This window comes from Prochlorococcus sp. MIT 1318, assembly GCF_047304505.1.
GTDB classification, from domain to species: domain Bacteria; phylum Cyanobacteriota; class Cyanobacteriia; order PCC-6307; family Cyanobiaceae; genus Prochlorococcus; species Prochlorococcus marinus_D.
Genome location: NZ_CP138958.1, coordinates 1,555,577 through 1,569,932, shown reverse-complemented (window position 1 = coordinate 1,569,932; position 14,356 = coordinate 1,555,577). Strand labels below are relative to the sequence as shown.

Annotated in this window: 16 protein-coding genes and 1 tRNA gene; 13 read left to right on the top strand and 4 right to left on the bottom strand. The window is 52.3% G+C overall.

Annotation, left to right across the window (positions count from 1 at the left end):
• Window positions 1-84: 84 nt before the first annotated feature.
• Complete coding sequence (locus SIB66_RS07930) at window positions 85-822, bottom strand: pyridoxine 5'-phosphate synthase (RefSeq protein WP_063406548.1); 738 nt, start codon at window positions 820-822, stop codon at window positions 85-87.
• A gap of 110 nt (window positions 823-932) precedes the next feature.
• On the opposite strand from SIB66_RS07930, the gene SIB66_RS07925 reads away from it, so the two are divergent.
• Genes SIB66_RS07925 through SIB66_RS07905 form a run of 5 tightly spaced genes read left to right on the top strand, consistent with a single transcriptional unit; the run spans window position 933 to window position 3,079 of the window.
• Window positions 933-1,670: a lysophospholipid acyltransferase family protein gene (locus tag SIB66_RS07925; protein ID WP_063406547.1), complete on the top strand. Its 738-nt coding sequence runs from the start codon at window positions 933-935 to the stop codon at window positions 1,668-1,670.
• 26 nt (window positions 1,671-1,696) lie between these two features.
• The gene (locus SIB66_RS07920) at window positions 1,697-2,233 is read left to right on the top strand and encodes a hypothetical protein (protein ID WP_063406546.1); all 537 of its coding nucleotides are present in this window, start codon (window positions 1,697-1,699) and stop codon (window positions 2,231-2,233) included.
• 56 nt (window positions 2,234-2,289) lie between these two features.
• Window positions 2,290-2,523: a BolA family protein gene (locus SIB66_RS07915; protein ID WP_011130466.1), complete on the top strand. Its 234-nt coding sequence runs from the start codon at window positions 2,290-2,292 to the stop codon at window positions 2,521-2,523.
• A gap of 21 nt (window positions 2,524-2,544) precedes the next feature.
• Window positions 2,545-2,868: a Grx4 family monothiol glutaredoxin gene (gene grxD / locus SIB66_RS07910; protein WP_011130467.1), complete on the top strand. Its 324-nt coding sequence runs from the start codon at window positions 2,545-2,547 to the stop codon at window positions 2,866-2,868.
• 37 nt (window positions 2,869-2,905) lie between these two features.
• On the top strand, window positions 2,906-3,079 hold the full coding sequence (locus SIB66_RS07905) for a hypothetical protein (RefSeq protein ID WP_011825608.1): 174 nt from the start codon (window positions 2,906-2,908) through the stop codon (window positions 3,077-3,079).
• Between the two features lie 243 nt (window positions 3,080-3,322).
• Here the strand turns inward: SIB66_RS07905 and SIB66_RS07900 are convergent, their stop codons facing one another.
• Window positions 3,323-3,595: a DUF6761 family protein gene (locus tag SIB66_RS07900; protein WP_011130468.1), complete on the bottom strand. Its 273-nt coding sequence runs from the start codon at window positions 3,593-3,595 to the stop codon at window positions 3,323-3,325.
• A 146-nt stretch (window positions 3,596-3,741) separates the two neighbouring features.
• Here SIB66_RS07900 and SIB66_RS07895 point away from each other — a divergent pair, with 146 nt between their 5' ends.
• Window positions 3,742-4,446, top strand: coding sequence for a response regulator transcription factor (locus tag SIB66_RS07895; protein WP_011825606.1), 705 nt, complete (start codon window positions 3,742-3,744; stop codon window positions 4,444-4,446).
• Window positions 4,447-5,046: 600 nt separating this feature from the next.
• Here the strand turns inward: SIB66_RS07895 and SIB66_RS07890 are convergent.
• Window positions 5,047-5,472: a hypothetical protein gene (locus tag SIB66_RS07890; protein ID WP_063406545.1), complete on the bottom strand. Its 426-nt coding sequence runs from the start codon at window positions 5,470-5,472 to the stop codon at window positions 5,047-5,049.
• 457 nt (window positions 5,473-5,929) lie between these two features.
• Here SIB66_RS07890 and SIB66_RS07885 point away from each other — a divergent pair, with 457 nt between their 5' ends.
• Together SIB66_RS07885 and SIB66_RS07880 are read left to right on the top strand one after the other, a co-directional pair.
• Window positions 5,930-7,042: a histidine kinase gene (locus SIB66_RS07885; RefSeq protein WP_063406544.1), complete on the top strand. Its 1,113-nt coding sequence runs from the start codon at window positions 5,930-5,932 to the stop codon at window positions 7,040-7,042.
• A gap of 84 nt (window positions 7,043-7,126) precedes the next feature.
• Window positions 7,127-7,199: transfer RNA gene (locus SIB66_RS07880), tRNA-Glu, on the top strand.
• Window positions 7,200-7,329: 130 nt separating this feature from the next.
• On the opposite strand, the gene SIB66_RS07875 is transcribed toward SIB66_RS07880, so the two are convergent.
• Complete coding sequence (locus SIB66_RS07875; protein WP_074160284.1) at window positions 7,330-7,902, bottom strand: SRPBCC family protein; 573 nt, start codon at window positions 7,900-7,902, stop codon at window positions 7,330-7,332.
• Between the two features lie 171 nt (window positions 7,903-8,073).
• On the opposite strand from SIB66_RS07875, the gene SIB66_RS07870 reads away from it, so the two are divergent.
• From SIB66_RS07870 to SIB66_RS07850, 5 genes are all read left to right on the top strand, one after another.
• Complete coding sequence (locus SIB66_RS07870) at window positions 8,074-9,174, top strand: FAD-binding oxidoreductase (protein WP_063406603.1); 1,101 nt, start codon at window positions 8,074-8,076, stop codon at window positions 9,172-9,174.
• Window positions 9,175-9,345: 171 nt separating this feature from the next.
• Entirely contained in the window at window positions 9,346-10,869 is a 1,524-nt protein-coding gene (gene zwf / locus SIB66_RS07865; protein WP_063406543.1) for a glucose-6-phosphate dehydrogenase, read from the top strand.
• 41 nt (window positions 10,870-10,910) lie between these two features.
• Window positions 10,911-12,200 carry a glucose-6-phosphate dehydrogenase assembly protein OpcA gene (locus SIB66_RS07860; RefSeq protein ID WP_063406542.1) on the top strand — a complete coding sequence of 430 codons (1,290 nt, stop codon included), beginning with the start codon at window positions 10,911-10,913 and terminating at the stop codon, window positions 12,198-12,200.
• A 41-nt stretch (window positions 12,201-12,241) separates the two neighbouring features.
• Window positions 12,242-13,669, top strand: a complete 1,428-nt coding sequence (locus tag SIB66_RS07855; RefSeq protein WP_063406541.1) for a cobyrinate a,c-diamide synthase — start codon at window positions 12,242-12,244, stop codon at window positions 13,667-13,669.
• Between the two features lie 69 nt (window positions 13,670-13,738).
• Entirely contained in the window at window positions 13,739-14,329 is a 591-nt protein-coding gene (locus tag SIB66_RS07850) for a histidine phosphatase family protein (protein WP_063406540.1), read from the top strand.
• Window positions 14,330-14,356 lie beyond the last annotated feature (27 nt).

Below are 14,356 nucleotides of genomic sequence, written 5' to 3'. Positions count from 1 at the left end.
ACTCAGTCAAGATGTCCGGCATCAAAGATTTACTGATTAAGCGTTAATTTGCAGAGATAAATAATGCCTACTCATCCTTACTAACTACCCAAAAAGAGGCTCTCGTCGAGGATTCTGGACAAGACGCTTCATCTCTCTTACAGCTTCTTGAAGGCCTACAGCGATCGAACGGGCCACAATCGTATGACCAATATTCAATTCTTCAATCCCTTCAATCGCAGCCACGGCTTCTACATTCTGATAAGTGAGGCCATGCCCAGCATTCACCCGTAAGCCAACGCTGCGCGCTCTTGCTGTTGCTTCAGTCAAGCGTGCAAGTTCAAAGGATTGATCAGCCCAACAGGCTTCGGCGTAAGCGCCAGTGTGCAGCTCCACCCAACGAGCACCACTCTTACAAGCTGCCTCCAGTTGTTGAGAAACAGGATCTACAAACAAGCTGACGGGAATCCCTGCAACCTGCAGCTGATCAACCATGCCTTTAAAGGATCCCTGCTGGGCAGCAACATCCAAACCTCCTTCTGTGGTCACCTCCTGCCGTCGCTCTGGTACGAGTGTCACCATGTCAGGTTGAATTTTTAAAGCAATCCCCACCATTTCAGCAGTGGCTGCCATCTCCAAATTGAGACGACTGCGCACTGTTACCCGAAGCAGGTCCAGGTCTCGATCCTGAATATGACGGCGATCTTCTCTTAAGTGAACTGTGATGCCATCGGCTCCACCAAGTTCCGCCAATAGAGCCATCGGTACTGGATCGGGTTCCACGGTTTGGCGAGCCTGGCGCACATTGGCAATGTGGTCGATGTTGACCCCGAGGCTGGCCATAAAGAAAGGGAAACAGGCCTGATCCTATTGGGGATAATTGACAGCCTTCTATTCTCTAAGGGATTTGACCGCCGGTTCAACTGCCCAATCAACATTGGGTTCAGAGGTTCTTGGCCTTTAACTTCGGATGTTTGAACTCGCCAGAGACGGTGTCCTCGGCCCTAGCGACTCGTGAAAATTCCCTGGGTCTCGCAATAGACCCTTTTTTGGCCCCCGTTGCCATGGTGACGACGCAAGACATCGTCCTGCGCCAATACTTTCGAGAGCGCATCGTTCTGGGTCAAGAGAATCTGCCCATGCAAGGGCCAGTGTTGCTGGCTCCCACCCATCGTTCACGCTGGGATGCATTGATGTTGCCCATGGCCGCTGGCCGTCGGGTTACGGGTCGTGATTGTCGATTTATGGTCACTGTTGATGAAATGAAGGGCCTACAGGGATGGTTTCTCCATCGCTTGGGATGTTTCCCGGTGAATCAGAGCAAACCTTCGCTCACCAGCCTGCGCTATGCGATTGATCTGATGGCTGATGGACAACAGGTCGTGGTTTTTCCAGAAGGAACAATCAATCGCACAGAAAAACCCATCAAGCTCTATCAAGGTTTGGCACGTCTGGCTCAACTTGCAAAAAGCCAAAAAATTGATGTCCAAGTCGTACCAGTTGGTCTTGGCTATAGCGAAGCCATTCCCAAAGCCTGTGGACGGGCATCAATTTGCTTCGCAGAACCGATGAAGGTCTTGGAGACTGGTCGTGAGGCGGTGAAAAGCTTCAATGCAGAGCTGTCAGAAAAGATGCATGCAGCTGAACAAGCGGCCCTCCATGCAGTAGGCCGTCTCAAGAAAGCACCTTAAAGTTTCGCCCATCTGTTCTTCAGTTCATGCGTTGTCGCCTTCCGCTGACGGCCCTGGCTCTTTCTGCTGGCCTACTTCTCTCATCTGGTTCAGCACTAGCTCAAACAGCAGCTTCATCCAATGACAAGGTGCTGGCCCAAGCGGGCGGTGGATTCAATGTGGCAGCAGTTCAAGCCCTCCTGAATCAAGGAGATGCTGCTGTATCCGCTGGAAATCTCACTGAAGCCCGAAATGACTACGACAACGCTCGCGATGCTGCAAAGCAGCTGCTTTCCTTTTATCGAGACCTCAGTGGAGCCTTCCGCGGACTGGATGCTCGTATCCCTCGCGAAATGGATGCCAACGGGCGTAAAGCCATGGGGCTCCTTGCCCAGGCCAACCTTCGCCTTGCAGCACTTTTCCGCCAACAAAACCAACCTGAGGTCGCTGTACCGGTGTTGGTAGAAGTGGTGAGAGTGATGTCGCCCTCACGCCCCGAAGGCCAAAAGGCCTATCAGAGCCTTCTGGAGCTGGGCTTCGTAGAAACCCCCTATGCCGGCGCCAAGCTGACAGCTCCCAACTGAGTCAACTTTCGACTTGGATCTGCCAGCATCAAGCTTTGAAGCCAACATTAGTCTCCATGGTTCAATCCGACGAGGTGGGTGCAGCGATCCGGCTAGCCCTACCTGATGCCCAAGTCACCGTTGAAGACCTCACTGGTGGCGGCGACCATCTACAGGTGAGCGTCATCTCAAACGCCTTCGCTGGCCTTTCCAGAATCCGTCAGCATCAGTTGGTCTATGGGGCCCTCAAAGATCAGCTCGCCAGTGAAGTTATCCATGCCCTGGCCTTAAGCACCTCTACTCCCAACTAAACCCTCTCCCCCTCGTTTTCGATGGATCCCACTACCAAAACACGTATTGAAGCCCTGATCCAATCAAGCCCGATCATGGTGTTCATGAAAGGCACAAAACTGATGCCTCAGTGCGGCTTCTCCAACAATTGCGTGCAGATCCTCAACTCCCTCGGCATGAGCTTCGAAACCTTTGATGTGCTCTCCGACATGGAAATTCGCCAAGGGATCAAGGACTACTCCAATTGGCCGACAATTCCCCAAGTTTATGTAAAAGGAGAATTCATCGGCGGATCAGACATCTTGATTGAGATGTACAACGCTGGAGAATTGGCAGAGAAGCTTGAAATCGCTCTTAACAGCTAAGATCTCAAGCTTTAATTCGTTAAGTCTTAGCAATTAAATGCCGTTACTACTCGCCACAACCTTGCAAGCAAATCTCCTCTATGGAGTGGCTGTGATCGGATTTTTTGCTGGTTCCTGGTTTTTGGGTCGAGCGATCACAGTGATCACCAAAGGCAATAACCCGCTGGTTTGGCGAGGCTGGAAGAAATTGTTTGGCCTTAAAAAGGACTGAACGACTAAGCAGCATGGCCCCCCTAGGGCATCCCCATCAGCCCTAGAGAGGCTTGGGGTGATGGGCTTAAACGAAATACCTCTCCAAAACTTAGGGAACCAGGCCCATGTTGGTCGCCACCGAGCCAATCATGGCCAACACAGCAAGCGAAAACAAAAGGCAGCTAACCAATTCCTGGGATGTAAACAGGGAGCATGCCCTGGCCAGCTGGTATGCAAAGGCTGCTGGAATTCCAAAAAGGAATTACCAACCCGCTTCTTTTTTGCGATAAAGAGTTCCCATATCGCCATCTGGGCCAATAAAGCTGGAGGGATCCAAAATCCAACGATCGACAAGATCTTCAAACCTGGCCTGATCCCTTATCTCCAGTTGTCCACTACGCCTTAGAGCATGAATGTAGCCGTCTGCATAGAGCCGCAGCTCCGACTGACTGTGGTAACGACTGGTCAGTTCCTGACAGGCATCACAAAGCGACTGGAAGTGTCTAATCGCCTCAGGGTGATCAAGAGATGTCATGGTCGGAGATCACGGCAGCCTCTTTTGGCAGCTTGCCATTGGATTGGGTTTAGCGTAAGCGCGATCTGTGATCACATGTGACCTCCATTCCCCGCAATCTTCATTCCAATGAGGACACCCAAGTGTCTTCATCGGGGTCTTTGCAGATGCAGACCACGCCAAAGCAGCCCTCAAGGGTCCTTGTTGTGGAACCTCACCAAACTCTTCGCACGGTGCTGGTCCATCGCCTCCGTCAGGACGGCCATCTCACCGCTGCAGTGGCATCTGCCGTGGAAGCCCTTGACGTCTGCCGAGATCAATCACCGGATCTTCTCGTTAGTGCTGAGTTACTTGAGAGGAGTTCTGCAATGCGACTCTCTCATCAGCTCCGTTGCCCTGTAATCGTGTTAACAGCTCGAACAGGCACAGAGCCCATGGTGGGCCTCCTGAATGAAGGCGCCGACGATGTGTTGCGCAAACCATTTGGACTTGAAGAACTCGCCGCACGCTGTCGCACCTTGCTGAAACGGGGACATAGCGGTTTACAGGAGCGCGTCACAGTGGGCCCCCTTGAAGTCCACTTGTTGCTCAGACAAGTGACTCTGCGCGATAAACCTGTGGAATTAAGCCCCAGAGAATTTGCACTTCTCTGTGCACTTTTAATGCCTCCAGGTATCGTACGAAGCCGCCAGGAATTATTGCGAATGGCTTGGCCTCCCTTCAGCGGCGGACCTCGTTCTGTAGACACCCAGATCCTTACCTTGCGACGCAAACTTGAGCAAGCTGGGCTTGGCGAAGGAGGTGGCATCACCACCATGCGCCAGCAGGGCTATCGATTCAGCCTGGATACTCTTCCTGATTCTGAATCATAAATATTGAACCTCAAAACCATCGATTAACCAATGATTAAAGACCCTGATTGAAGTCAAAGAAACAGATTCTAGGCATTACTAGAGGTTCATGATTTATAATTTAATCAAAAGATGAGCGCAATAGGTTGACACTCAGTCAACCAGGGCAAGTGGTCAATCCTTAAGGAATTCTGTAATCAAAACAAACCCTAAAAGACTTACAAGCTTGGATGAGCAGCAATTGCCCAGATCAGCGGAGCGGTACCAATAGCGGTTGCAGTCAGCAATTGAGCACCGACAACAGCGAAGTGTTTTGCAGTCATGATCTAGGACTGATGGCTTCACACACCATCCATCAGATCAACCACATCTGTTCTAACCTTGCTCAAATACTGCTGTGAGATTGATCACAGTGATGAATGCTGCATCGAACATCATCAGCATTTATTAGTCAACAAGTTGACAGCGGCTTAATCAGCCAGCAAGAAGATGTTGATGCTCTCAAGCATGAGCTACTCATCAAAGATGCTTTCTCCAGCTTTAAGCGCAATTTGCATGCAAAGCTGTTTAACAGGTGCATTTAGATGCAGCTGTTAAACAGCACCTGAAAACTCACCTCGTCTACTTGCTGTCCTGTTGTTTCTTGACAGCCTCCTCAACCTTGGCCTTCACATCTGCTGGCACCTCCTTAGGGCAGTACTGAATAGCCCCAGTGATGATCTGAAACTCAGCGCCAGCGAAAAGCTGTTTGGTGGTGAGTTTGCTAGTTCCTGCCGAAGCCACTAATCCACCATGGCGGCCCGTAAGGATCTGCGCGTACGTAGCGGCAGCGATACCAACGGCCTTGGGAAATTCCACGCCAGCGGCACGTGCATTACAAACGTACGAAGAGCCAATGCCTCGATAGAGAAAGATGTCTTCGTTGCTAGCCGGTGTTGCTTTGGACCCACCAGCTTGCTGAGCAAACGCAGCAGGACTAATCAAACTGAGGGGCATCAACAACGAAGCCGCCAAAACTGAACGAAGTCGACGGGAAAGGGTTTGCAATGGATCTGGTCTTCAAGACTTCGCCATGGTGCCCTATCCGACAAGGGTTTAACCACCCCAACCGAGTCAGTTATGACATATCAACGCTTTAGAGAGTCGAATCAACTCCTATCCCTTCTGAATCGAGGCTGAGGCCCTCTCAAGCAAATTCTGATGGTGGATAAACCCTCGTCTTCAATCAGCCCGTCCCACTCATCGCCAGGTTTTTCGTCAATGAGTCGCACTGTTTGTATGGCCAACAGCTTTAGCGATAACGGCTATCCCCCTCTTTGGCTTATGCAACAACCTCCACGCGGATCAACTGATCCACATATGGGAGCAACCAATTCTTGCAATGGGAAGAGAGCTATCAGCAACGCCCACTGAGCAACAGACTGTTCATCAAGGTCTTAGCGGCTCTACCAGTTCAAGTAAAAACCCATAATGTGAACCTCAACCTTGCCAGGCACCCGCCACAGTGGATGGGGTCAAAGCCAATCAGCGACAACAGCTTCAGCTCCTGCTTGTAGCAGCTCGCCATCAGCTCTCCAGAAACGATCTGCGATCAATGATCCAGTTTCTGGAGAATGAAGACTGCGGCTTCAATGTCACGCTGCAGATGGCTGATCCAAGTGAACAGCCGGAGTTGCTTGAACTGCATCGACTAGTGGCAACCCCTGCACTGATCAAGCTATCGCCAACGCCAAAGCAAGTGTTCGCAGGCAGCAGTATTTTCCAGCAACTACAAAACTGGATCACTCGCTGGCAGCAAGACATCGTCGTCACTGGCCTGGGCCTGAGTTTGAGGCCAACAGAACTAGATGGCAGCCGCACTCAAAGGGAATTGCAACTGGAAGATCAGCTGCTGGTATTGCGCCAGGAGAACGAAACCCTGATCGACCGCCTCAATGCACAGGAAAGAACACTGAGAATGGTGGCTCATGAGTTAAGAACTCCTCTAACCGCAGCAGTCCTAGCGTTGCAGAGTCAACAGCTGGGGCAAATCAATATTGAACACTTTCAGGATGTCGTCAAACGGCGTCTTGATGAAATCGAATTGCTATCAAAAGACCTGCTGGAAGTAAAAAGCACGAAATGGGAAGACCTTTTCAATCCACAAAATCTTGATCTAGGAAATATCGCCGCTGAAGCGATCCTAGAGCTCGAAAAGCTATGGCTTGATCGAAACATCGAGATCCGTACAGACATTCCCTCCGACCTACCCAAGGTATTTGCTGATCAGAGGCGCATGCGACAGGTGCTGCTCAACCTGCTGGAAAATGCCCTGAAGTTCACTGAGGATGGCGGGGAAGTTTCACTGACCATGCTGCACCGCACAAGTCAATGGGTGCAGGTGAGCATCTGTGACAACGGGCCAGGGATTCCAGAAGATGAGCAAGAGCGGATTTTTCTTGACCGAGTGCGCTTGCCACAAACTTCAGTGTCAACATCTGGATTCGGAGTCGGCCTATCGGTATGCCGCCGCATCGTGGAGGTCCATGGGGGCAAAATCTGGGTTGTCTCAGAACCCGATAAGGGCGCATGCTTTTACTTAACAGTTCCAGTCTGGCAACGAAATGGACAAGATTGAACTCCGCTTGCCTTGACGGAGGGTCAGGCTTAAACGTAGTTTTTCCGAGTGATCACAAGCACAGACAGCTGTGATTACGGCCTCGCCCCCATCGTCTAGAGGCCTAGGACACCTCCCTTTCACGGAGGCGACAGGGGTTCGAATCCCCTTGGGGGTATCAGTTGATAAAGGATTGAGCTTGCTAAAGGTGTGCTTCTATTCGCAGAAGCAATGACCTTTTTCGTAGACCCTTAGCTCGAACAATTTAAATAAACGCTTCTCAAGATCATCTGCATATTTTGAGATGCTCAAACCAAGGACTGGCGACGCAAGCCCTCCATCTCCACTGCAAGTAGATTTGCAGTTAGATCATCTCTCAATCGCTGTTCAATCAAGGCAACTGGCATACCAATGCAGCCCTGAACAGTGAGCTCGTAGAGAAGGGAAGTTGACGTTCCCTCAGCCAGCTCGCGCATGATCCAATTTCCCTCAAAACGTCTGAAGTCCCCTTTAAGCAAATGGAACTGCAACTGGCCCTCAGATCGATATTCCACCAACTCCAACTGAACCTGAGCTGAAAACCTCAGCCCCAGCAACTGTTGAGAACCCACCTGGTTCAGCCGCACTCGATTGCCAGTGCGTTCCAACACTGTGCTGCTCGCAAGGTTTGGGATAAATTCACTAAGTTTGTCGTAATCGGTCAGAACGTCCCATAGCAAAGACTCTTTGATCGGCGTTCTCAGCTGGACCGCCAGTCGTCGCGCCCCATGAGGCAAGCGTTCCATCGTCTGCTCGATGGCCTGTCGCTTCACAGAGACCGACTCTGGTGAGGCTATGAGCACGGAACCCGAACGTGGTTGAAGATCCTGGATAGGTACCACAAGAAGAGGCTGTGCTCAAGACGCCTAAGAATACCGAAAGAATTCAATGACCGTTGAGCCAATGCCCAGAGACTGAGCTGTGCCAATCGCTAAACGTAACCCGAAAACGCGGATGAGTATGCATACCATCACACCTTCTAAGGTATTCTCGCCGTCACGCTCTTGCTCTTGATGGCTTTCAACCAAACTGAAGTAGTTCTAGGTGGAATCGCCCATATCCCTCTTGTTATTGGCGCTTTCTACGTTGTCAAAGCACTCTTTTACCGAGGCCAAGACGGAGAGTTAGCTCCTTTTAGCTTTTCTTACCGCCAAGCAGCTGAAAGAAAATCATCATCGACAACCAGCTCAACCAAAAAGCCTGATACCAAAAGCCCACCCGCTCAAAAATCAATACCCATTAACCTTTACAAGCCGAAGGCACCCTTTGAAGGGACTGTTCTAGAGAACTACAGCCTGGTCAAAGAAGGTGCTGTTGGCAGGGTCAATCACATCACTTTCGACCTTGCCGGGAGTGATCCCCATCTCAGTTATGTAGAAGGCCAGAGCATTGGCATCATTCCTGCTGGTACAGACGCCAACGGCAAGCCCCATAAGCTCCGCTTGTATTCCATTGCCAGCACCCGCCATGGCGACAACCTAGAGGGCAAAACAGTCTCTTTATGTGTTCGTCAGCTCCAATACGAGCTAGACGGCAAAACGATCGACGGTGTCTGCTCCACCTATCTCTGCGACATCAAGCCTGGAGCCAAAACGAAGATCACCGGACCGGTAGGCAAAGAAATGCTTCTACCAGATGATGAAGATGCCAACGTGATCATGTTGGCCACCGGAACCGGCATCGCTCCAATGCGTGCCTATCTTCGCCGCATGTTTGAGCCCACAGAGCGCTCCAAGAATGGCTGGAAATTCCGCGGAAAAGCCTGGCTCTTCATGGGTGCTCCCTACACGGCCAACCTGCTTTATGACGAAGACTTTGAGCGTTATCTCAGAGAGTTTCCCGACAACTTCATCTATACCAAGGCCATCAGCCGTGAACAGCAGAATCCTAAAGGCGGCAGGATGTATATCCAAGACAGGGTGATGGAGTATTCCGATCAGATCTTCAAAATGATTGAGAACCCCAAAACCCATGTTTATATGTGCGGCCTAAAGGGCATGGAGCCTGGCATCGACGAAGCCATGACCGCAGCAGCAACTGCTAAGGGGATCGATTGGTCAGAGTTACGACCCCAGCTGAAGAAAGCTCATCGCTGGCACGTGGAAACCTATTAATCCTGCGCTATCCAGGTTTTTTAACCTGATAAAAAGACCCGCCCAAATGGGCGGGTCTTTTTATGCTTCCTCAAATTTTTTTGGGCATACGACGACAAAGCATGCCGGGATGGTCTGGAGCACTTTGAATTCACAGATCCTTGGTTACCCGTCAGAAGAGGTCTGTGTTCCATGAGCACCACGATCACCAACCCTTTACGGGTTGGACTACGTCAAGAGCGGGTAATCGCTCCGCAGTGCCTAGTCATCTTTGGTGCAAGTGGCGACCTGACCCACCGAAAATTGGTTCCAGCCCTTTTCGAGCTATACAAACAACGGCGGCTACCGAGTGAATTCGCCCTACTTGGCTGCGCGCGACGTCCTTGGAGCAACGAAATATTTCGCCAAAAAATGGCTGAAGCCCTCGGCGAGACTATCAACGAAAACCATCTTGCTTGGGATCAATTCGCCGCTGGTCTTTTTTACGAACCTGTCGATCTACAGAAGCCAGAAGACCTCATCAAACTCAGCCATCGGCTGGAAGAGATTGATCGACTCCGCGCCACCCGCAGCAATCGCACCTTCTATCTTTCGGTGTCACCAAAGTTCTACGGCAGTGGCTGCAAAGCTCTTGCTAATGCAGGTCTTCTAAGCGATCCCAAACGCAGTCGAGTGGTCATCGAAAAACCATTCGGGCGTGATTACGCCAGTGCTCAGTCTTTAAATCAAATCGTCCAAAGCTGTGGCCAAGAGAATCAAATCTTCCGCATCGACCACTACCTCGGCAAAGAAACAGTCCAGAACATCCTTGTACTGCGATTCGCAAATACCATCTTTGAACCAATCTGGAACCGGAATTACATCTCCAGCGTTCAAATCACAGCCGCTGAAACCGTAGGTGTTGAAGAACGAGCCAACTACTACGAATCGTCAGGGGCCCTACGCGACATGGTGCAAAACCATCTCACCCAGATGCTGGCCATCACCACAATGGAGCCGCCAGGGCGCTTTGACCCTGAGGCAATCCGCAATGAAAAAGCCAAGGTTTTGCTAGCGGCTCGCCTAGCGGATGAGTTGGAACCTTGGAACTGCTGCATCCGTGGCCAGTACGCACCTGGCGGCACCAAGGAAGCTCCGATAGCAGGCTACCGACAGGAGCCGGGTGTCGATCCCAGCAGCACCACCGAGACCTATGTAGCGATGAAACTTTTCATCGACAACTGGCGCTGGCAGGGAGTGCCCTTTTACGTTCGCACTGGCAAACGACTGGCAAAGCGTCTTAGTGAAGTGGTTCTCACCTTTCGAGAAGCACCTGTGCACCTTTTCGATGCCGCTGGGGGCAGCCCTACAGCGAACCAACTCATCCTGCGAATCCAACCGGATGAAGGAGCCGAGTGGAGCTTTGAGGTGAAGTCACCTGGTTCAGGCATGCGCAGCCGACCAGTAGAGATGGAATTCTCCTATGACGAATCCTTCGGTGAGCCATCCGATGAGGGATACGTCCGACTTTTGGCCGATGCCATGCTCAGTGACCCAACTTTATTCACTCGCAGTGATGAGGTTGAAGCAGCGTGGCGCCTTTACACCCCTCTACTGGAACTAATTGAAGACAGCCCATGGCAATTGCCCATTCATCCCTATGAATCACGTACCTGGGGGCCCGCTGCTGCCGATACCCTGCTTGCCAATGACGGATTGCTCTGGCGCCGACCCTGATTCCGCCTGGCTCATCTCATCTTGATTACTCAGCTCTATCCATGTCCCCCCAGCTCACGCTTCAGAGCCCTCTGCAACTCCCTCCTAGTGAGGTCCCTAGCTATCTCGAGCAGCTCTGGTTAAACGATCAACCTGGCAACACAGGCGCCAAAACATTCTCCCTGCTGGTTTGGCAGCCAGCCTGGGTCGAACAGCAGCTGGTTAGAACCGGCCAGATTGATGGCCCGATCATTGGATCGCAGAGCCAAGAGCTCATCCAAGCTGCCCGCAAAGCCGTTACCGAAGGCGATCTACCCCACAGCACACCTCCTCTTGATTCAAGTGTTGCAGCAGTCCTTGCCAATCGCAAAGGCAATCAACATGGCGAGGATTTACGTGGGCAACACATTGATGCTGCAATCAGTGCCTTAGAACCCCGCCGCCTGATCACACTGGCACCAACCCTCGAGAAGGGGCATGACCTCGAGACACTGGTGGCTGCCTATTGCCCATTACCAGAAGAAGGAGGAGGAAACAACGCCTGCGGAGATGTAGTGGTACTTCGCGGTGACCATCACGCCCTAACAGATGGGCTGGGAATCCTTCAACCTCTACTACCTGCAGAACTACCCTCCTGGGTCTGGTGGAACGGCAGCCTGGACGAAGCCCCCGAATTGCTCGAGCGGCTGGCTGTGACCCCACGACGCCTGGTGATCGATACAGCATTAGGAGATCCCCATCGCTGCATTGAGCTGCTCAAGGCCCATGTGGAAGCAGGCCGAGCGGTGAATGATCTGAATTGGTTAAGGCTGCGCACTTGGCGAGAACACCTCGCAATGGTGTTTGACCCACCACACCGCCGCAATGCCCTTAGTCATGTTGATCAGCTCGAAATCGACGTTGAGGGTCATCACCCCGTCCAGGGGCTGTTGTTAGCCGCATGGATCGCCGATCGACTGGGATGGCAATTACAAGCCGCCCAGACAATAAAAGAGGAAGGCATTGCTGCCGAATTCCGCCGAACCGATGGAACCACTGTTCAGTTTCGCCTTATGCCTGTACCCATGGGGCAACCGAGCATTCATCCTGGCCAGATCGTGGGGGTCAGGTTGATCTGCAAGCCAGATGCACAACTCGAACATGCCGTTTGCGTGATTCTCTGTGCCGAATCTGGCGGCTGCATGAGACTCGAAGCAGGTGGCATGGCCAGCATGGAGCTGATTGAAGAAGTCGTCCCCATGCAGGTCGCATCTGTAGAGATGGATGTAGCCAGACTCCTCGCTGGTGGCCATAACACCACCACCCCCCTGCTTGCCGCTGCAGCACCCCTTGCTGCCAAGCTGCTTAGCTAAGACCCCCCTTTGGCGAAGCCCTTTTTCAGCCGCCACCCGTCATGGCCTGTGTGATTGCTGCCCCAGCCAGTGGCACTGGGAAAACCTTACTAAGCCTCACCCTCACAGCCTGGGCACGCAGCCGTGATCTAAGTCTCCAACCATTCAAGGTGGGGCCCGACTATCTCGACCCGCAACAACTAACAGTTGCTTCCGGTAGACCCTGTCGAAACCTTGATCTACTGCTCTGTGGCCCCGACTGGGTGCAAAACAGCTTTCATGGCTTTGGTGCAGCTGCCGACCTTGCGCTGGTGGAAGGCGTCATGGGCCTATTCGATGGTGTCGGCACATCGCAGCAAGGCAGTACTGCTGCCGTAGCTCGTCATCTGCAACTACCAGTCGTGCTTGTCGTGGATGCACGCGGCCAAGCAGGCTCCCTAGCTGCCCTTATTAAAGGCTTCCGAGACCACGATCCACAACTGACTCTGGCCGGGGTGGTGTTGAACCGGGTCAATAGCAATCGCCACAAAGAATTACTGAAAGAAGTCCTCAACAGCATTGAGGTTAAAGTTCTCGGTTGCTTGCCCCGAGATCCTGAACTCAATCTTCCCAGTAGACATCTCGGCCTTGCCCCAGCCCATGAGCTTGAGCGATTGGAAGCTCGACTACAAGCCTGGAGCGCCCTCGCAGAAACTCATCTCGATCTAACGAGCTTCAAAACGTTGCTCCGCGCGCCTACCCCGGCAATAGATCCAATTCATGCCCTGCTTGGAGAAAAGAGCATCCAATCACCACAACCACTACGGCCTGTAGCAGTAGCTCAAGACAATGCCTTTCACTTTCGCTATCCAGAAACCAAAGATTGCCTTGAAGCTCTTGGGATGCCAGTCCTGCCCTGGAAACCACTGGAGGATGAACCCCTACCTGCACAAGCGAAAGGGGTGATCCTTCCAGGCGGCTTCCCCGAGCAATATGCGGCGAGTCTTAGTCAATGTGATCGCAGCATGGCAGACCTACGAGCCTGGTATGGACGGCGCCCGATTTATGCCGAATGTGGCGGGATGCTGCTGCTTGGACAGACCCTCACTGATCTGGAAGGACAAGCCCATCCGATGACAGGCCTACTTCCTTTTCATGCCAAAAAAGGCTCCCTTCAAGTGGGTTATCGCAGCCTTGATGGCACAGAAGACAGTCTTGTTGTACGCAAAGGTGATCGACTGATGGGCCATGAATTCCACCGCTGGGAACTCCACCCCACGGGCCCTAACAATGGCTTAAAAAAACCTCTTGCTCGACCACACAAGATCAACAAACCAAGCTCTCTATGGCAAGTTCAAGGGTGGCGGGTGCCGCAACACAAAGAAGGATGGAGCCATCAGACATTGCATGCCAGCTGGGTGCACCTCCACTGGGCTAGCTGCTCAATGATCTCCCGTCGATGGCGAGCCGCACTCGAGCCGCAATCAATCCCAGCAACAAGTGATTTCTGAACAGCACAAACCCAGGAAGACATCATTTGACGATGCTCGTCAAAATTCAGCCAGCAGCAACCGTCCTGCATGACATCTCGGCAACTTTGGATCATCCGCCATGGGGCTACCGAATGGGCACTCCAAGGCCGCCATACCGGTAGCACCGACCTCCCCTTGCTACCCAAAGGGGAAGAAGAGGCGAAGGCTCTTGCTCCTGTGCTCAAAGGCGTGAGATTTGCCGCTGTGTTGTCATCTCCCCTGCAACGAGCCATGCGCACCTGTGCGCTGGCTGAGCTTGAAATGCCCGCTGAAATCCTGCCGGAGCTGATCGAGTGGAACTACGGAAACTATGAAGGCATCACCACAGCAGAGATCCGTCAAACCGTTCCTGAGTGGACCATTTGGGACCAAGGTTGTCCTGGTGGCGAGCACGCTACTGCCGTGCAAGACCGTTGTGAACGAATCATTGAACATGCCCTCGGCATCTCAAACAACGGTGACATCGTTCTCTTCGCCCATGGACATATCTTGCGAGCCCTGACTGGCACCTGGTTAGGCCTCGGTGCCGCAGCCGGCCGACTGTTCAGACTCGATACCGGCAGCATTTGCATTCTTGGTTTCGAAAGAGAACAGCGCGTGATCACACGCTGGAATGCCCTCTGCAGTGGCAAGTTCTAAATCGAACAACGAAAGGTTCTTGCGCCA